General features: G+C 44.3%; 18 protein-coding genes. 13 read left to right on the top strand and 5 right to left on the bottom strand.

Annotated features, from left to right (window positions below; all coding sequences use genetic code 11):
• The first annotated feature begins 3 nt into the window (after positions 1-3).
• The 8 genes from SALPA_RS17080 to SALPA_RS17115 all read left to right on the top strand — a co-directional run bounded on the left by SALPA_RS17080 (position 4) and on the right by SALPA_RS17115 (position 9,636).
• The gene (locus SALPA_RS17080) at positions 4-1,044 is read left to right on the top strand and encodes a uroporphyrinogen decarboxylase family protein (protein WP_145096627.1); all 1,041 of its coding nucleotides are present in this window, start codon (positions 4-6) and stop codon (positions 1,042-1,044) included.
• Positions 1,041-1,706, top strand: coding sequence for a DUF1638 domain-containing protein (locus tag SALPA_RS17085; RefSeq protein WP_145096630.1), 666 nt, complete (start codon positions 1,041-1,043; stop codon positions 1,704-1,706). The genes SALPA_RS17080 and SALPA_RS17085 overlap by 4 nt, the downstream gene beginning before the upstream one ends.
• A gap of 27 nt (positions 1,707-1,733) precedes the next feature.
• Positions 1,734-2,390 carry a corrinoid protein gene (locus tag SALPA_RS17090; protein WP_145096633.1) on the top strand — a complete coding sequence of 219 codons (657 nt, stop codon included), beginning with the start codon at positions 1,734-1,736 and terminating at the stop codon, positions 2,388-2,390.
• A gap of 31 nt (positions 2,391-2,421) precedes the next feature.
• Positions 2,422-3,498 carry a uroporphyrinogen decarboxylase family protein gene (locus SALPA_RS17095; protein WP_145096635.1) on the top strand — a complete coding sequence of 359 codons (1,077 nt, stop codon included), beginning with the start codon at positions 2,422-2,424 and terminating at the stop codon, positions 3,496-3,498.
• Between the two features lie 199 nt (positions 3,499-3,697).
• Positions 3,698-4,936 (top strand): chromate efflux transporter, encoded by a 1,239-nt coding sequence (chrA, locus tag SALPA_RS17100; RefSeq protein WP_145096638.1) that lies wholly within the window; start codon positions 3,698-3,700, stop codon positions 4,934-4,936.
• Positions 4,937-4,990: 54 nt separating this feature from the next.
• Positions 4,991-5,983 (top strand): NADH:flavin oxidoreductase, encoded by a 993-nt coding sequence (locus SALPA_RS17105; RefSeq protein WP_145096641.1) that lies wholly within the window; start codon positions 4,991-4,993, stop codon positions 5,981-5,983.
• Between the two features lie 335 nt (positions 5,984-6,318).
• Positions 6,319-8,292: a methyl-accepting chemotaxis protein gene (locus SALPA_RS17110; RefSeq protein ID WP_145096644.1), complete on the top strand. Its 1,974-nt coding sequence runs from the start codon at positions 6,319-6,321 to the stop codon at positions 8,290-8,292.
• A 165-nt stretch (positions 8,293-8,457) separates the two neighbouring features.
• On the top strand, positions 8,458-9,636 hold the full coding sequence (locus SALPA_RS17115) for a PLP-dependent aspartate aminotransferase family protein (protein ID WP_145096646.1): 1,179 nt from the start codon (positions 8,458-8,460) through the stop codon (positions 9,634-9,636).
• Between the two features lie 95 nt (positions 9,637-9,731).
• Here SALPA_RS17115 and nudC read toward each other — a convergent pair whose 3' ends face one another.
• From nudC to SALPA_RS17140, 5 genes are all read right to left on the bottom strand, one after another.
• The gene (gene nudC / locus SALPA_RS17120; protein WP_145096649.1) at positions 9,732-10,550 is read right to left on the bottom strand and encodes an NAD(+) diphosphatase; all 819 of its coding nucleotides are present in this window, start codon (positions 10,548-10,550) and stop codon (positions 9,732-9,734) included.
• Positions 10,551-10,731: 181 nt separating this feature from the next.
• On the bottom strand, positions 10,732-11,607 hold the full coding sequence (locus tag SALPA_RS17125; RefSeq protein ID WP_145096652.1) for a cysteine ABC transporter substrate-binding protein: 876 nt from the start codon (positions 11,605-11,607) through the stop codon (positions 10,732-10,734).
• Between the two features lie 26 nt (positions 11,608-11,633).
• Positions 11,634-12,359, bottom strand: a complete 726-nt coding sequence (locus tag SALPA_RS17130; RefSeq protein ID WP_186451296.1) for an amino acid ABC transporter ATP-binding protein — start codon at positions 12,357-12,359, stop codon at positions 11,634-11,636.
• A gap of 37 nt (positions 12,360-12,396) precedes the next feature.
• Positions 12,397-13,074: an amino acid ABC transporter permease gene (locus tag SALPA_RS17135; protein WP_145096657.1), complete on the bottom strand. Its 678-nt coding sequence runs from the start codon at positions 13,072-13,074 to the stop codon at positions 12,397-12,399.
• Complete coding sequence (locus SALPA_RS17140) at positions 13,055-13,720, bottom strand: amino acid ABC transporter permease (RefSeq protein WP_145096660.1); 666 nt, start codon at positions 13,718-13,720, stop codon at positions 13,055-13,057. Before SALPA_RS17140 ends, SALPA_RS17135 begins: the two co-directional genes overlap by 20 nt.
• A 490-nt stretch (positions 13,721-14,210) precedes the next feature.
• Between SALPA_RS17140 and SALPA_RS17145 the strand changes: the two genes are divergently transcribed.
• The 5 genes from SALPA_RS17145 (at position 14,211) to SALPA_RS17165 (ending at position 19,389) form a co-directional block, all read left to right on the top strand.
• A complete protein-coding gene (locus tag SALPA_RS17145; RefSeq protein WP_145096663.1) occupies positions 14,211-16,337 on the top strand; it encodes a molybdopterin-dependent oxidoreductase in 2,127 nt (708 codons plus the stop codon).
• A gap of 26 nt (positions 16,338-16,363) precedes the next feature.
• Positions 16,364-17,473, top strand: coding sequence for a uroporphyrinogen decarboxylase family protein (locus SALPA_RS17150; RefSeq protein WP_186451106.1), 1,110 nt, complete (start codon positions 16,364-16,366; stop codon positions 17,471-17,473).
• A gap of 341 nt (positions 17,474-17,814) precedes the next feature.
• The gene (locus SALPA_RS17155; protein ID WP_186451107.1) at positions 17,815-18,384 is read left to right on the top strand and encodes a flavodoxin family protein; all 570 of its coding nucleotides are present in this window, start codon (positions 17,815-17,817) and stop codon (positions 18,382-18,384) included.
• A 207-nt stretch (positions 18,385-18,591) separates the two neighbouring features.
• Positions 18,592-18,993 carry a NifB/NifX family molybdenum-iron cluster-binding protein gene (locus tag SALPA_RS17160; protein WP_145096671.1) on the top strand — a complete coding sequence of 134 codons (402 nt, stop codon included), beginning with the start codon at positions 18,592-18,594 and terminating at the stop codon, positions 18,991-18,993.
• A 195-nt stretch (positions 18,994-19,188) separates the two neighbouring features.
• On the top strand, positions 19,189-19,389 hold the full coding sequence (locus SALPA_RS17165; RefSeq protein WP_145096674.1) for a DUF1858 domain-containing protein: 201 nt from the start codon (positions 19,189-19,191) through the stop codon (positions 19,387-19,389).
• Positions 19,390-19,424 lie beyond the last annotated feature (35 nt).

A 19,424-nucleotide genomic window follows, 5' to 3' on the forward strand; every position in this document is an offset into this window, starting at 1 on the left:
AGTATGTTGGACAGAATTCTCCAGGCTTTACAGGTGAAGAGTAATAAACCATCCAGTCAGTCCCAAATTCCGGCAGCACTCCTGTCCGGCGGGACCTGGGCATTTCGACAAAAGGGTCTGACTTTGCAGGAAGTACTGGAAAAGCCGGAACTGGGTGCGCCTGCTATTATCGCCATTAACCAAGTAATTCAGTCTGACATTGTGTGGCCAGGGTCAGGCTATCACAACCTGCTTGCTCATATTTTTGGCGGTAAAATTAAATTTCGGCCGCAGGGAAATATTGATGTAATTGAGCCGGCATTTGCCCAAATTGCGGAGGCTGACCGGATTGATTTGAGCCAAATCGATAGCCAAGAGTGGATTCGTGCCCTGCGTTTGATTATTTCGCAAGTGAATGAGCAAATTGGCAATGAATTTCTGATAGGAACGTCCAGTTGGGGCCCGTTTACGTTGGCAGGGCAGTTTTACGGCGTAGAAAAGCTAATGTCAGGCCTATATAAAGATAAAGCAGGTATACACGCATTGCTTGAAGTTATGACAGCGGTTTGTATAGCCTACCTGGCGCCGGCCATTGATTCAGGAGCGCGCATTCTATCAATTGCAGAACCTACCGCATCGGGAGACCTTATTTCGCTTATACATTTTGAAGAATTCGTTGCGCCGTATATAAAGAAGGTTAATGATGAATTGAAAAAAAGAGAAGCGTATACTACCCTGCATATTTGTGGCAATATTAGAGACCGCGTGCAGCTGGCTCCCCAGCTTAATGTTGATGTATTATCAGTTGATTATAAAGTGGATTTGGAGCTGGCGCAAAAGAATTTGGCAGGAAAAATAGCGTTGGCTGGCAACGTAAATCCGGTGCTGCTCAAAGATGGAACGGTAGATGAAATCATACGAGCTGCCAGGCAGAGCATCCAGCAGGCTGGCCGTGGTGCCAATTATATTCTTATGCCTGGCTGCGATATTCCGCCAAGCGTACCATTAGCTAACGTAGTGGCCTTTTTAGGGGTTGGCAGGGAAAATGTTGTGAAGGCTTCATGACAGTAAAAATTATTGCCTGTGAAGTTATGAAGGAAGAACTGCGTGGAATAGAGGCAAAGCAAGATATCGAGTTTGAGTTTATTTCTATGGGGCTCCATCTGCAGCCGAAAAAGCTGAATAGTGAGTTGCAAAGACTCCTTGATCAGTCGCTAGGATACGAAAGAATTATTTTGGCCTTTGGTCTTTGCGGCGGGGCTGCCAGAGACTTACAGGCCTCGGATAGTCCGCTCATTATTCCGCGAGTACATGATTGTATCCCCATTCTTCTCGGTTCAAGGAAGCGGTATGAGCGGCTCAGTAAAGAGGAAAGAGGCACATTTTATTTGAGTTGCGGTTGGATGATTACGGAAAAAAATATACTTTCGGAACACCAGCGAATTATAGATAAATTTGGTGAGAAAAAGGCAGTGCGCATTCTTTCCCAAATGTATGACAGTTATCAACGCGTGCTTTTTATTCATACCGGTTGTCAAGGCGAGGTAGAGAGTCTTAAAGAATCCAATAAGATCGCAGAGCTTCTTGATCTGCGGCATGAGACAATACAAGGCGAGAGTACCTATATAAACAAACTAGTTAATGGTCCTTGGTGCCAAGACGAATTTATCCATCTTGCGCCGTATGAAACGGTTCAGGAAGAACAATTCGGGATTGGCGCCAGGTAAATTTAAAATATTATGGGAGGGCTTAAAATGCCGGTAAATAAGGAAGAATTATTCAAAAAACTATCTGATGCAGTTGTGGATATGAATGAGGAGGAAACGGTAAGTCTGGCAGAGGAAATTATAGCAAAGGAAATTGATGCCTATGAAGCCGTTGAAAAGGGCTTGTCTGATGGCATGGACCGGGCGGGAACATTGTTTGAGGAAGAGGAGTACTTTATTCCTGAATTGCTATTATGCTCTGACGCTATGTATGCCGGGCTTGAGGTGCTAAAAGGGCATATCAAAGTTGCAGAGCAAGGCGAAAAACGCAAAGTAGTTATTGGGGTTGTAGAAGGTGATACTCATGATATTGGCAAGAATTTGGTAAAAATTATGCTGGAAACTTCCGGTTTTGATGTTTTTGATTTGGGTAGAGATATTTCACCGTCAGCCTTTGTGGAAAAAGCCAAGGAGGTTAACGCCGATATCATTGCTGTGGCAACATTGATGACTACTACCATGGAGGGAATGGCCGCAGTTGTACAGCTTTTACAAGAGCAGAACATTAAAGACAGCTATAAAGTAATTATTGGTGGCGGACCGATTTCGCAGAGTTTTGCTGATAAAATCGGAGCTGACGGCTATGCTGTCAATGCTGCTGATGCTGTGCGGCTTTCCCGGCGGCTCCTGGGAGTGGCTGGATAAAATACAGGTATAGGCGGATGGGGGTAAATACATGAGTGTAGTCCAAATAAAGGAACAATTAACCTCGTTGGAACGGGTAGGTTTGGCTCTGCAGTCTAAAGAAACCGACAGAATTCCGGTGACGCCGCTATTTTGCGGCGCTTCTCACCGCGTACTGGGAATTACCTATGACAAGTGGTCGACAGATGCTGAGTTAGCAACCAAAAGCTTACTGGCGTCACAGGAAATCATCGGCTTTGATGCCTTTGTCACTTTAGTTGATTTGTCTGTTGAGGCGGCCGATTTTGGGCAGGAAATCATTTATCCTAAGAACAGCACAGCGTATCCCGACTTTAATAATCAATTCATTGCTAATGCCAATGAATATAGTAAGATTGAATATGTCGATCCACGTAAAACCAAACGTATGAAATCGGTTATTGATATTTGCGCCGGGCTTGCCAAGGCTAAAGGCAATGAAGTGGCTATTCTTGGCTTTCTGTATGGTCCGCTCGGTGTATTGTCCCAGATTCGGGGTCATAAAGAATTGTTTAAGGATTTGATTCGCCACCCGCAAGCGGTATTACAGGCAGTGGAAATCATTACGCAAGTACTTGTTGAATATGCCAAGGCGCAAATTGAAGCTGGAGCACATTCCGTCTGCATTGATCCTTTGTACTCTTCGCCGACAATACTTAGCAAGAAACAGTGGGAAACCTTTGAAGGACCGTTTATTGAGCGGATTGCCAACGCCATTCGTGAAGCTGGCGGCATAGTTACTATACATAATTGCGGTAATGGCGTATATTTTGAAGAGGTCATCAAATGGACGAATCCTGTTGCCATCTCGGTAGCTTATCCGGCCTACGGCTGCAAGACCTGGGAAGAACATGCCCAAAAATGGGGTAAAAAGGTAGTAACAATTGGCTATTCGCATCCCGCTAATACGGGTTTAGTTATGACCAGGGAAGAGGTATTGGCAGACTGCCGCAGCCAAATCGAACTCTTCCGGAACAATAGTGCGGGCTTTATCTTGTCTACTGGCTGCGAGTTTCCTCCTAATGGAAATTTGCTGAGCGCTGTGGCTATGGTAGATGCGGGCAAGCTGTATGGAAGCTATAAAAAGTAACAAATAATCGGCTGATTAGTAGCAACTGAAGGCTGGAGAGTCCTATTTAGGGGGCGCTCCAGCTTTTTGCTCTTGGATTTTAGAAAAGTACTAAGCAGGGAAAACTAAGCTATTAGTAAAAATATATAAGTAAGGTTTTACTAGTAGTAGAGTAAGTTCGCAGGGCGGTAGGTTTGTGCAACTGACGGAGGGATAGGTCTTGGATAAAACAAACCAAATACTTGCGGCAAAGCAACAGGTGGACAACAGGATTTCACTGCGACGGTTATTTTATCTTTACGTGCTTATTAGCTTGACCGGCTTTGGGCCAACGCTTGCTGCGGAAACGAGAAAACGGTTGGTTCAAAATGAATCATGGCTTAAAGAAGAGGATTTTGTTAATGGCCTGTCTTTAGCACAACTATTGCCTGGTGCGACATTTGTGAATCTTGCTGTATATGCAGGGTATAAGCTGAGAGGAATGGCTGGTGCGGTAACAGGCTTTGCGGCCATTTTACTTATGCCTTTTATGTTGATGCTGCTTTTGGCACATATCTATTTTTCCTATCATTCGGTAGAAGCAGTCAGCATCTTATTTAAAGGTACTACCGTTGTGATTGTCGGGGTTATTGCGAACGCTGTGATTGAATTGGGGCGTACTACTGTCTGCGATGGGGCGGCTGGTATGATTGCACTGACTGCGGCAGGATTGATGTTTACCTTAAAAAATCCTTTTGCCGTGCTGCTGGCTGCCGCTTTTGCCGGAATTTTGCTGTATTATCGCTTTTTCCAAAGACAAAGTAAGCTCTTGGCGGAACCGCAGCATATAGTAGAAAAAAACAAGAGCAGCTATTGCGGCCGCCGAGTGTGGCTATTAGCTGCTTTGGGAGCAATAACGGCAATCATTCTGCAAATCGCACCTTTTACCCCAGTGTTTACAAAATTGTGGTGGGTTTTCTTTCGGATGGGAGCCGTTTTATTTGGCGGCGGGTTAGCCATGATCCCGGTTATTCAACAGGAAATAGTTGATTATTATGGTTGGCTGAACCTGGATGAATTTGCTGTTGGAATTGCGCTCAGCCAGGTTACGCCAGGGCCTGTCTTGATTATAGCAGCTTTTATCGGCTATAAAGTTGCTGCTGTCGGCGGCGCTATTGCGGCGACACTGGGAATATTTTTCCCTTCACTACTTTTGGTGATGAGTACTGCTGAAATCCACCAAAAAATCAGAAATAACAGTTGGGTAAGATCCGCTCTCCGGGGTATAGCCGCTTCTTTTACCGGGATGATGGCCGTTATGATTTGGGGTTTGGGAAGGTATGCGTTGACTGATATGCCTGCTTTTATTGTGGCAACATTCGTTTTTTTTGTGTTGCGGTTTGGCAGGTTGAATATTATTACAGCCATTATTACGGGAACGATAGTATACTGTATATTTACTTTAACAGGTATAATATAAGAGGTGCTAAAAATAACCTCAATGTCACATTTTACTAATAAAGGAGGGTTTTCAATGTCCAATTTACTAAAACCATTACAGGCAGGCTGCTTACCCTTATCCAGCCGTTTAGTCCTGCCGCCTATGGCTACGTCTAAAGCTGAACCTGACGGTAAAGTGAGTTCAGCTATCCTTGACTACTACCAAGAAAAATCGGCAGGTGGTTACTTTTCGTTAATCATCATTGAGCATAGTTATGTACAGCAGGCGGGAAAGGCCAGTGAGAATCAGCTTTCTGTTGCTGATGACAGTGTAATTGACGGCTTAAAAGAGTTGGCTGCCGTTATTCATCGTAATGGCTCTAAAGCTGTAATGCAAATTAACCATGCCGGGAGTGCCACTACCCAAAAAGTCACCGGCGCTATACCGGTTGGGCCTTCAGCAGTAAAAAATCCCCGTAAGGGCGATGTGCCGCATGAACTTACCCAGCAGGAGCTTCGTGAAATTATAGCAGCCTTCAGTGCTGCCGCCGGCCGGGTAAAACAAGCTGGTTTTGATGGTGTGGAAATTCACTCCGCGCATGGCTATTTTCTGAATCAGTTTTTCTCGCCGCTGACCAACCGGCGTACAGATGAATATGGCGGCGATGTGCTGGGGAGAATCCGAATTCATCAAGAGGTAATTGAAGCAGTGCGGGCAACTGTGGGAGAGGAGTTCCCCATACTTCTGCGGCTGGGAGCTGCCGACTATATAGACGGAGGAACCACCATCGCCGACAGTCAAATTGCTGCCAGAGAATTTGAAAAGGCCGGAATCGCGATTCTTGATATTTCCGGTGGTTTTTCCGGATATACTATTCCGGGAAACAATGAACAGGGATATTTTGCTTCACTGAGTGCGGCCGTTAAGGAGGTTGTATCAATTCCGGTTATTCTTACCGGCGGCATTACGGAAGCACAGGCGGCCGAACAACTTTTAGCGCAGGGAAAGGCTGATCTCATTGGTGTAGGCAGAGCCGTGTTACATGATTCTTTGTGGGCGAAAAAAGCTGTTGACAGCATAAAATAGTTCACTCACAAGGGCTGAGGATAATCCAAATGGGGTGCCAGGGCTTGCTGTAAAAACCTGTGTGACATAGCTTCAGGTAGGGGTTTTTCTCCACCTAAAGCTATGTCTGTTTTTTATCCAGATGGAAAGGCTAACTTTCCCTGGATTGAACGACTAAGGCTTCTGCCGGCGTCCTGACGGATTTGCAAAAGCTAAATTCATTACCTTATAATACGTATTTTGTAGCCTCAAATAGTACATTTGCCTAGTAGACAAGTGTAGAATATTAGAATAAAATGGTGATATATAGCTTATTATGTTGAAAAAACGGTAGAGAAAAGAGGGCTGATTTTATTATGAAAAGTATCCAGACCAAATTGACAGTTATCATTTTATTAATTTTTATTGTGTCCATGGGAACCCTGGGCGGACTAAATTATTGGAAGGCGCGGCAAATGCTTTCTGATAGTCTTGTTAAGGAAATTGCTACATTGGCGACTGTTTCAGCCGATGATGTCAATGACTGGATTGAGGGACGTAAGCTTGAAATGGCAGGAATTGCATTAGCGCCTGTTCTTCAGACAGGGAGTCCGGAAAACATAGGACCTTTCCTAATGCAAGCAGTCAAGAATAACGGCCGTTATGAAACTTTTGGCTATATTGCTCCTACAGGTATCGCACTTGATTCAAAGGGTGTAAGTGTCAATCTCGGTGCACGCGAGTATTTTCAAAAAGCAATGAAAGGCGAAGCTGCTGTTTCCGACCCGGTGGTATCCCCGGCAACCGGGGGGCTGGTAGCGGTTGTTGCTGTTCCTGTTAAGTTGGACGGCAAAGTAACAGGGGTGTTTTTCGGCAGCATTAGCCTGGACGAAATCTCCCAAAAGACAGGGGAAGTGAAGATTGGCAAAACCGGATATGCCTTTATGCTCAAAAGTGATGGCGTAACCATTGCCAGTCCTGATAAGACACTTGTGATGAAGGACAATCCTCTCAAGAATGACAAACTTCCGCCAGCATTGCGGCAAACTGCTGAGCGGATGGTAAAAGGAGAAGCGGGAACAACAACCTACGAATATAATGGTGTGGCGAAAATGGTGGGATTTGCTCCTGTCAAAAGCACTGGTTGGTCGTTAGCCGTAAGCTTGCCGGTCTCAGAAGCAACCGGGGCTTTATCTGATTTGACATGGATTTCATTACTGACGATTCTTATTATATTGGCTATTACCTCATTAATCATCATTTGGTTTGCCCGGCAAATCGCTAAGCCGATTACTGTTTTGGAAGGTGCGGCCAATAAAATCGCGGGTGGCGATTTGTCTCTGACCAATTTAAGTATCAATTCCAATGACGAAATCGGACGTCTGGCCAAGAGCTTTGAACAAATGGCTCAGAACGTACGGGAATTAATAAAACAGATTCATTCTGATGCCGAGCAGTTGGCTGCTTCCAGTGAAGAACTTACCGCCAGCGCCGAACAATCGGCGCAAGCATCTAACCAGGTAGCTATTTCCATGACTGAGGTTGCTGACGGAGCTACTGCGCAACTGGCAGCAGCAACTGAGACATCTGCAGTAGTGGAAGAGATGTCGGCGGGAATTGAAGAAATTGCTGCCAACGCCAATCTGGTTTCCGGCCAGTCCGAACAAGCGGCAGGCAAAGCCAAAGATGGCGGTGCAGCGGTGAACAAAGCAGTTAGTCAGATGAGTCAAATTGAAAACACGGTTAACATGTCAGCGCAAGTGGTGGCGAAATTAGGCGAACGTTCCCAAGAAATTGGTCAAATCGTGGACACTATTTCCGGTATCGCCGGGCAAACTAACCTGCTGGCGCTCAATGCTGCGATTGAAGCAGCGCGGGCTGGGGAACAGGGGCGAGGTTTTGCTGTTGTAGCAGAAGAAGTCCGCAAACTTGCCGAGCAATCGGAGGCGGCGGCCAAGAAAATAGCTTCCTTGATTGGCGAGATCCAGACCGATACAGATAAGGCTGTTGAAGCAATGAACAACGGAACGAGGGAAGTGAAAACCGGCGCCGAGGTAGTCAAGGCGGCAGGAGTTTCCTTTGGGGAAATAGCCAACTTGGTAACCGAAGTAGCGGAACAGGTCAAGCAGATGTCGGCAGCCATCCAGCAGATGGCTACCGGAAGTCAGCAAATCGTCAACTCAGTCAGGAACATTGATGAACTTAGTAAGAAATCGGCTGGAGAGGCACAGAGTGTGTCGGCAGCAACAGAAGAACAACTGGCGTCTATGGAGGAGATTTCCACCTCCAGCCGGGAACTGGCATTGCTGGCACAGGACCTGCAGACATCTGTCTCCAAGTTTCGCATATAGTGCCGAAATAAAGTAGAAGCGCAGATTAAATTACTGTAAATATTGAAATTTTCCCTAATAAAATGTATAATTCAATAGAACTAGGTTGATCAGAAGACTGAAGGCCGAGCGGGAGTAGTATCCGTTTGCTTTCAGTCTTTTTATTTATTAAAAGAGGGTGTAAACATGAGTGATAAGACGAAGTTTAGTTTCCAGACAAAATGCATCCATACAGGGAATGCTATTGACAAAGAAACCGGAGCCATAAGGCGGCCGCTCACGATGGCCAATAGCTACCGCCTGCCTGAGGATGCTTCAACAATGAATTGGAGTGATCCCAATCAACTGGTTTATACGCGCAATACATCAGCCAACCAGATTTATCTGCAAGAAAAACTGGCTGCTCTGGAAGGCGGCGAGGACTGCGTAGTTCTAGGCAGCGGTGTATCGGCATTAGCTGGTGTCTTTTTTACTTTTTTGGAGAAAGATGCTCACGTTATTTGTTCCAATGTTTCCTACATTGCCGTGTATCGACTTTTGCAAGAATATTTTCCCGATAAATACGGAGTGGAAACAAGCCTTGTAGATACCGCAAATTTGGAGGAAATAAAAGCGGCATTACGCCCTGACACTAAGATTATCCACATTGAAACTCCTGGCAATCCGACTACAAGAGTAAGTGACATTGCCGAGATTGCCAAGCTTGCCCATTCTGTCGGCGCTTTACTTACTGTTGATAGTACGTTCGCCTCGCCTTTTTTACAGCACCCCCTTGCACTGGGAGCTGATCTAGTAATCCACAGTTTGACAAAATACATCAATGGTCATGGTGATGCTATGGGCGGAGCTGTTATTGGGCAGCGAGAACTTATTGATAAAATCAAAGGCCAAGCTATGGTTAACCTGGGAGGCGTTATCAGTCCTTTTAATGCTTGGCTCATCATGCGAGGCGTGGTAACCTTGCCGTTGCGCATGAAACAGCATAGTGAGAGTGCTCTGGAAATCGCTCAGTTTCTCGAGTCGCATCCGGCTGTAGAATTTGTTGCCTATCCAGGTCTTGCAAGTCACCCGCAGCATGAAATTGCCAAGAAGCAGATGACCATGTTTTCAGGAGTTATGGCGTTCGGGCTAAAAGCAGATGCTGATACCCACAACAAATTTGTCAATGCTCTCGAACTAATTGTTCCAGCTGTTTCTATTGGCCATGATGAGAGCTTGATTGTTTATGTCGGGCCAAATGATGAAAGGAATCATTTTTATCCGGCTGAGTTTAAAAATGGGCATCTCAGATTTAGCGTGGGCTTAGAAGCGGCTGCAGATATTATTAATGATTTGGAGCAGGCATTTAAAAAATGTGGATTATAGAATAATCGAGGGGCTGTCTCATTCTGGTGAGACAGCCCCTGTAGTTGTGGGTTTGACTTCGTATTAAAGAGTAGCCATTAGAGTGAGGGCGGATTTCACCGCTGTTTTTCCAGGAACCATTCTATTAATTGGCGGGCGATGCTTCCTTTCGGTGGAATTTTGGGCAATGTAGTTGCTGAAAACCAGTCGGCGGCTACAATTTCATCATTATCGATAGTTATATCCCCACTGGCATACTGAGCGGTAAAAGCAATCATCAGTGAATCAGGGAATGGCCAGGGCTGGTTGCCAAAGTACTCAAGATTGGTGACTTCAATGCCAACCTCTTCCTGCAGTTCTCTTTTTACACAGGTTTCCAGTGTTTCTCCAGGTTCAACGAAACCGGCAATAACACTATAGCGGCCAGGAGGAAACCTGCTGGAGCGTGCCAGGAGAATCTCAGTTTCTTTAATTACAGCTACGATAATAGCAGGTGAAATGCGTGGATAGACTGTATGGCCGCAAGCCGGACATTGTACAGAAAACTCTTGCGGTTGCCGCATTACCTGCATAACCTTGCCACAGCAACCGCAAAATTTATTGGTTTTCAACCAGTTTATAATATGAAAGGCACGATAGGTCATTTCAAAGCAGTCGTCTGCTATATGCCCAGATAGCTGTCGTAATTTTTTAAAAGAGAAGCCGGCAAACAATGTTTTTTCACATAAAGTAGCTGCATAATAGGTAGTGCCATTTAATGAACAGCTGTAGTGTACGTTGGTTGTTTCGATATTTAGTAAGCTGATATCACACACGGAAGGAATAAGGATAATGCCATCCTGCTCTTTTACCAAAAGCTCATCAGCGTAAAATAATAATAAGCAGGAATCCTTACCGCTATTATCAGCTGAGATAGTACAAAATTCACAGTTCATAGGGCTAACCACCTTTACCATAAATTATATTGCGTGAGTACCAGGTAAGGAAATCTACTATTCATTATACAGGATTGGGTAAAAATAAAAAATAGAGCCAATAGTTACGAGGTTTAACAATTCGTAACTATTGGCAAAAGAATGATAGTTGAGGGGTGTTAGCAGAGCGTTGCCTGGTAGCTTATTTCAATTTGCCGCCTTCAACGACAATGTCTTCCGGGTTGATAGCGTCACTGTATGCTGGTTTTAATGTTTCGTTATATGCCTTGTGAATAAAGTTTTCTTTGCCGAGAGTGTCGAGTTCCGTGTTAATCCAGTCCAGTAGTTCCTTATTGCCTTTCTTGACTGCCGGGGCGATAGTATCAAGGCTGCCCAAGGTAGAAATGCCAACGGTAAAGTTTGTATTTTCCTTGGCCCAGGCAAATAATAAGGTGTTGTCGTGAGATAAGGCGGCGCCGCGGTTATCCTTTAAGGCTTCAAATGCTTCGGTATTTTGATCAAATTTTAATAATTCAATGTCAGGATGATTTTTGGTGAAATAGGTTTCCGCAGTAGTGCCTTTGTTGACAATTAACTTTTTGCCTTTTAACTGGTCAACTGAGGTAATTGGAGTACCTGCGGGGGATACTACACCAAGGGCAACTTTCATATACGGATTGGCAAAATCAACTTTTTGTTTTCTTTCATCAGTTACGGTAAAGTTGGCTAAAATGATATCAACTTTGTTGGACTGCAAAAACTCAACCCGGCTGGCTGCTTCCACCAATACAAACTCGACCTTAGATTCATCACCGAGCAAGTCTTTGGCCAAGCGTTTGCCAATATAGACATCAAACCCTTGGTTTTTACCATTCGCATCAACAAAGCCAAAGGGAGGCTTGTCGCTGAATACACCAATCTTTATTTTGCCACGGTCTTTGATTTCCTGAATACTGCTCTTAGCCGCTTTGGAATCTTGCTTGGCATCGGTTTTGGTAGCTGTGGAACCGCATCCAGCCAATACTCCCACTAAAAATATGGTGCTTACAATTAGGGCAAAAATCTTTTTACTGCTCACGAACCATCTCTCCTTTTGTACTAATTTTAAAACTGGAATATATTTAAAAATTGCTGAGCACGCTCTGACTTGGGTTTAGAAAAAAACTCTGCCGGTTTGGCGATTTCACAGATATTCCCGGCATCGATAAACACGATGCGATCAGCAACAGCCTGGGCAAAGCCCATTTCATGGGTCACAATTACCATGGTCATGCCCTGCTTAGCCAGACCTAAGATAACATCTAATACCTCGCGTACCATTTCAGGATCAAGGGCGGCTGTAACTTCGTCAAACAACATAATTTCAGGATTCATACATAAGGCGCGTACAATAGCAATTCGTTGTTTCTGTCCACCGGAAAGCTCTCGGGGGTAGGCATCTTTGCGGTTAAGTAGCCCCACACGTTCCAGTAGTTGCTGTGCCTGTTCAAGCACCTCCTTTTTGGGCCTTTTTTGAACCTGTAAAGGTCCCAGAAGAATATTTTCGATAACAGACATATGAGGAAACAGGTCATAATTTTGGAATACCATGCCAATTTTCTGACGATAGTCCTGCCAATGTACATCTTTCCCGGTAAGATTTTTGCCGGCAAACCTGATCTCACCTCCCTGAATGGCTTCAAGACCATTTAAACAGCGCAGCAGTGTGCTTTTACCGCAGCCTGAGGGGCCTAAAATAACAACAACTTCGCCTTTATGAATGGTAAGATTAATATCATTAAGCACTGTTGTAGTGCCATAGTCCTTACGCAATCCCTGTATTTCAAGCAGCACTTGGTCTTTTGTTGTACTAATAATAAACGCCTCCCTAGCTCTCCCATTTAGTTTCTAGCTTTTTCGATAATTTTGATAGCGGATAACAGATAATGAAGTAGAGGATAAAAATAAAGCCATAAATCCAGAAGGACGAAGTAGGTTCTTTCAAAATAGAACGCTCGATAATCTGCTGACCGACCTTCACAACATCAATGACCCCAATCATAACGACAAGTGAAGTGGTTTTGACCATTCTTGTGGACAAATTGATAGCACCTGGCAACAAGCGGCGGGCGGCTTGCGGGAGCAGTACAAAGCGATAAAGCTGCCAAAAACTTAGTCCGAGCGCTTTGCCTGATTCTATTTGATGTTTAGGTAACGATTCTAGAGCACCTCTGACAATATCGCCCATTTCCGCTGCACCCCAGAGGCTAAACACAATTACGGCTACTAACTCACCAGCTAAATGAATGTCAAATATACCGGGCACACCAAAATAAACGAAAAATAGCCAAACAAGAATAGGTATAATTCTAAATAGCTCCAGATAAAAACGGCAAAGAAAACGCAGTATTGGTATCTTTGATGTTCTGGCAAGGCCCACGATAATCCCCAGCAAGGAGCCAAGGATGATGGAGATAAAAGCAATGCGGGCTGTTATCAATAGTCCGCCCAGAAGTCGCTGGAGGTTACTGCCGTCGACAAGAACATTAATTCCCGAACTCAGCATAACGCACCTTCCTTTCCAGCCAAGTCAAAAAGATCGATAATGGAAAAATCAGGATAAGATAGGCTAATACCAGCATCAACAAAGATTCAAACGTTTGATAATACATCCCAATTAAATCTTGGGTTACATGCATCAGGTCCGGGATGGCAATGGCCCCTACGATCGAGGTTTCTTTTAATAGAAAGATACAATTGGCGCCTAACGAGGGTAAAGTTACCGAAAATGCTTGCGGTAGAATAACATAGCGAACTAACTGCCGATTGGAAAGTCCAATGCTAAGACCTGATTCAATTTGGGATTTACTTACTGATTCAACACCACCGCGGAATGCTTCTGCCATATAGCTGCCGCCCAAAAATGCTAAACCGGCAATGCCGCATGTTTGTTCGCTTAGCGTTACGCCCAATTTGGTAAGACCATAATATAAAAAGAATAGCTGAATAAGTAGTGGCGTATTGCGAGAAAGTTCTATGTAGCATCGTACCAAGGGAGCCAGGCCTTTTGTCTTATAATATAAGACAATACTACACAAAAGGCCAATAAGCAAAGAGGATACTATTCCCCATAACGCAAGCTTTAGTGTAAGCCAGGCTGCTTTTTCATATAACGGCAAAGCAGTCATTACAAATTCCCAATTAATACTCATGGCTGGATCACTCTTTTCTTGTAAGCTACTATATATAACTATAACCCAATAAATGCATAAAAAAAAGACCAAGTTTCTATTAAAGAGACTTTGGCCTTCAGTTTTTCTGATCGGCGTACATTGTGAATTTATTTGAGTATACAGTAAACACAAAGTACGTGTCAAGAGGATTCTCTCCTGGACATCTGACATCAACTATATAACAAAATTACGGGTAATCGCCGTCTTTTTTCATGAAACTGGCGAGATTGGAAGAATATTGACATTGATAACGATATATGGTAAAGTAACTTTATTAAATTTATATGCAGGCTGATCAGAAAATCTGAAGGCTGGAATAGGTTTACCATAGGTGAACTTATTCCGGCCTTTTATTTTCCAGATGGAAAGTATAACTTTCCCTGGATTGAACGACTAAGGCTTCTGCTGGCGTCCTAAGGGACTTGGCACAAGCTAGTTTTATCTTATGACTTATGAAGGGGGAGTAATAATGGGTAATGTTGAAAAAAAGGCTGCTGTTTGTGGTGTTTGCCCGGGTGGGTGTGGTGTGAAAGTGACATTGGAAGATGGAAAATTGTCAGATATACAACCCCTGTCCGGATCACCCTATGGGGCAATATGCTTGCGGGGTAAGCACGCATCTGAGGTTGTTTATTCCCCAAAAAGATTGACAACCCCCCTAATCCGTGAAGGGGAACGTGGTGAGGGCCGTTTTCGCCAAGCTAGCTGGGATGAAGCACTGGATTTAGTTACCAGTAATTTTCTGCGTATTCGTAATGAATATGGACCTGAAGCTGTGGCTAGTCATTCAGGCCGAGGAGCGTTTGAGCAGTCTTTGCTTGATTTTAACGCCGACGAGTTGGTCGCTTCCAAATTATTGTGGCCTTTCGGTTCCCCCAACATTGCCAGCGTAAGCTCGCTTTGCTACGCGTCTTTTGGAGTGTTTGCTTCGCTAACTACCTATGGTTTGCGCGGCAAAAACCTGGTACCTGATCTCGAAAATAGCAACCTGATTGTCGTATGGGGCGCAAATCCCGTCACAGATTCACCACCGTTTATGTTTGACCGTATCCTCAAGGCCAAGCGAAAGGGAACCCGTATCGTGGCAATTGATCATATGCGCAGCGATATTGCCGAACGGGCGGATCGTTGGGTTCCTGTTCGTTCTGGGACAGATGGCGCTTTAGTGCTTGGACTGCTGAGGGTGATAATCAATGAAAAACTATATGACGAAGAGTTTGTAACCAAATGGACGTCCGGGTTTGCGGAATTGGTCGATTATGTCCAGTCCTTTACCCCGCAATATGTGGAAACAATAACTAAAGTTCCGGCGGAAACGATTGTCAGTTTAGCAAGGGAAATTGCTACCGCCAAGCCTGCGACTATTAGGACTTATACTGGTCTGGAGTACTCCAACAGCGGGGTGCAGACTATACGAGCGGTATACATTCTATGGGCTATCACCGGGAATTTAGATGTGCCAGGAGGCATTTATATCAATCTGGCTCCGCCGTTACCTTTCGACAAACCAAATTTTCCGCGGCCAGAAACCAAATTACCCATAGGCGCCGAGGAATATCCCTTGTTTTATCATCTAACAGGGTGCGCCCAATTCTTGGAGTTTCCTAAGGCTGTACTCGAAGGCAAGCCATATCCCATTAAGGGGCTTTTAAACAGCGGTGCATCCATTCTGACCTCCTATCCACAAACATCTTTATGGGAGAAGGCTTTGCGGCAGCTTGACTTTTTTGCGGTTATTGACAGGTTTATGACGCGGGATGCACTATTTGCCGATGTGGTTCTTCCGGCGACAACCTACTTTGAAAATACTTCGTATCAGTGCTATCCAGGCTATGTAAGGCTGCGTCAGCCAGTAATAAATCCAGTCGGCGAAGCGCGTAACGACTTGTTTATTTTGGCGGAAATTGCAAGACGACTTGGTTATGGAGAGCTTTACCCCAAAGATGAAGCAGAATTGCTGCAACGAGTGTTTTCCAGAAAGCCTGAACTGCTCAACCAATTACGGGCAAACCCGGAGGGTGTTGCTTTGCCTGTACCGCAGCGACAGTACAAGAAGTATGAATCAGGAGCACTTCGCCCTGATGGCAGGCCAGGTTTTGATACCCCATCAGGTAGGTTGGAGATTACCTCCAAGTTATTGGCGGATTTTGGTTATCCGGCATTGCCGGAATATACCGAACCTATCGAAGGACCAGTAGGTAGTCCGGAGTTGTTTAAGAAGTTTCCGCTGGTATTAAATACCGGGACACGTATACAGTCGACGTTTCGGTCACAGCATCTGAATATACCCGGTCTTTTGAAGCATCAGCCCTACCCGGAAATCCTTATTCATCCCAGCGATGCCGAACAAAGAGATATTAATGATGGTGATAAAGTTATTCTAAGTACTAAACGTGGTAATGTACGTTTTTTTGCCCGGGTTACAGAGAAAGTACAACCTGGCGAAATTGAAGCCAATGTGGGCGGTGGTTCGTTGCAGGCATTGGAATGGAGTAAAGGCAACGCTAACATTATTACCGATATTGCGAATCGGGATCCGATTTCTGGTTTTCCGGTATTCAAGGCTCTGTTATGTCAGGTGAGAAAGGACGATTAATACAGAATGTAAGGGGGATCACCTACATGCATAAAGATGATCAAATGACTCCGCTAGAACGCAAAAAAGCACTAGCACGCGGAGAAAAAGTAGACAGAATGCCAATTGTAATGGCCTATGGCTGTGCAGCCGGCGACCTTCTCCGGCTGAAATACAGCCAATGGAGAGAAAATCCGGAACTTCGTGCAAAAGTAATTATTCATGCTTATCGAGAGTTAGGGTACGATAGTGTATCCACCCAGTATGACACTGATGCGCTTGTCGGACTATTCGGCGGCGAACTTTTCATCAGTGAAATCGGACCAAATTCGGTCAAACGTGCGCCTGTTTCGGATATAAACGATTTAAGCGGCCTCGATCTTGAGCTTGTATGTTCAGAGCAGGATTATACTTTTCAGCATACCTACGAAGTGTTTCATAGACTGCAAGACGCAGTTGGTGCCGAAGTCGGGTCAATTGGTATTGGTATTGAGGGCCCCTTTACACTAGCTGCACGCCTTGCCGGCGCTGAGAGCCTTCTGCGCGCCATATACCGTGCACCTGAACAGGTTCACAAGCTTGTTAAGTTCGCCGCTGATGTGCTGGTTAAGGTGCACACACGTTTCCTGAAAGAGGGCAGTTCGGTTGCTATGATGGATCCGGTTGCATCAGGAACTATTCTTAGCCAGGAAGCATTTAAAATGTTTTCCAAACCATATACGACCTATGTTTTTGACGAAGTTAAGAAGAGCAGTCCCAATGCTATCGCTTATCATATTTGCGGCAATACAACTAAAAATCTCGGCGATATGGCGGAAACCGGATGTAACGGCATTAGTATAGATAACGTTGTTGATCTGGAAATAGCCAAAAAGACTATCGGAGACAAAGTTCATTTGGTGGGGAATTTGCCGCCGGTAGATGTACTTCAATTTGGTACACCGGAAGCTATTGATGAAGGTATACGTTTGTGTTACCGCAAAGCGTATGATAGTCCAAAGGGTTTTACACTCGGTACAGGATGTGCTGTTCCAGTCGGAACCCCGGATGAAAACCTGTATCAATATATGAAAACCGCACGCGAATGTGCTAGAATTCAAGCAAATACACCGGTATCCCGACTATCTGTTGATTCTTTTAATGAAAAAACTAAATGATAAAGGAGGGAAATAGTATCATTTTCGTTTATGACGTTAACGGCAGCAGAGATGATTGATTTGTTGACAAAAAAAGTGGTGAAGTGGAAAGTATAATTGATTTTGGTTGCTCTAGCGCTACATACCTGACGGTTGCTGTTAGTGAATTTAAACTATGGTTATATATAAACAAAAGGCGACTTGACACAAATTGGTTGACAGTTTAAAATATAGAAAAGATGCTAAAAAGTAATAAAAATGCTTGTTGACTGGAAATAATCCAGAGGCAGATTTTCCCCTTATGGAAAAATATGCCTCTGTTTTTATTTAAATATTTAATCAAAGCTAAAGGAGTGATTATTTTGAAACTTGTTGCATTAGTGGGCAGTCCGAGAAAAGGCGGAAATACTGATACTTTGCTGCAAAAGGTGGCTGAGGGCTTTACGTCGCAGGGCGGCGAAACGCAAACCTTTTACTTAAATGACCTTAACCTACGCGGTTGTCAGGCGTGTTATGCGTGTAAGAAGACAGGTCAATGTGTTGTCAAGGATGATACTGCCGAAATTTTTAAGGCCATTAACGCGGCAGATGCCGTGGTCATTGGTTCGCCAATATATTTCGGGAGGTTTACAGCGCAGCTGGCACTGGTTATGGATCGGTTGTTTGCTTATTTGAAACCGGATTTCAGCAGTAGTCTTGCTCCTGGTAAAAAATATGGGGTAGTGTTTGCTCAAAATCAACCAGATCCAAAGCTTTATGCTGGTTGCATTGATGCTGTCGGCCAGGTGCTTGGCCGTGTAGGTTTTGCAGCTGGCGCTAAACCTTTGGTGGGAAGCGGACTGGGAGCTGCCGATGCGGCTTTGCAAAATGAGCAATATCTGCAGGCGGCGGTTGCTTTAGGAAAAGAATTGGCTGCAGTAAATAAGGAATAAATTTCACCTCTAAATGCAAGGCCGCTTGACACAAATTGCTTGATGATCTAAAATATGGATAAGATATTAATATAAGCAACAAGAACGTTTGTTGGCTGGAAAATAGTCCAGAGGCAGATTTTTTCGTTTACGAGAAAATCTGCTTTTGTTTTATCTCAATATCTTTGCGTTACATTACTAAAATATAAATTATGGGGTGATAGAACTATGTCTAAAGTAGCAGTTGCCAGTACAGATGGCATTACTATTAATGAGCATTTCGGCAGGGCGAAAGAGTTTTGGATTTATGAAGTTGCTGAGACTGGCGCCTATACATTCTTGGAACGGCGGGAAATTCCACAGGATACAAATGCTTCCCATACACATGCGGCCAGCAAGACTATTGAACTATTGGCCGATGTTGCGGTAGTATTGGCAGCCCAAATTGGGCGGCAGGCAGAGGCGGAATTGCAAACAAAGGGAATTCTTTCTTTTGCACTGAACCGCCCGGTAGATAAGGCTTTAGTGGCCTATGGTAAACGGGGCAAGTATATCAAGGGCAATGCTCCTCTTAATGCGACTGCCAGTTGTGGCGCCAATTCATGCGGTTGTTCACATGGATGTAGGTAGATAATTGATTGTAAGTCCTAACCCCAATAGTCACTTGAAAGGGAGGCTGCTCCAATAATGGGTGGCCTCCTACTGACAAAATATAAACGGCTGATTAGTTAAAAGCTAAAGGCAAAAAGAATTTTTAATATAATTCTTTTTGCCTTTAGCTTTTTGAAACACATAGCCGCAATAACACAAGGGAGGGTTAAGTCATTGGTTATTACAAAAGAAATGAGTATCCGTGAGGTGGTGAGCAAATATCCGAACACAGTTTCCGTATTTCGTAAGTACGGTATGGGATGTTTTGTCTGCGCTGCGGCAAGTTACGAAAATATTGAACAAGGTGCACACGCTCATGACGTAGATAGCAGTGTGTTAATCGCTGACATAAACAAAGCCATCCATGAAAAGTAAAATTAAGTGAGTTTGCTTTATTTCCTAAAATGAAC

Origin of the sequence: Sporomusa sp. KB1 (assembly GCF_007830295.1) — a bacterium.
GTDB lineage: Bacteria > Bacillota > Negativicutes > Sporomusales > Sporomusaceae > Sporomusa.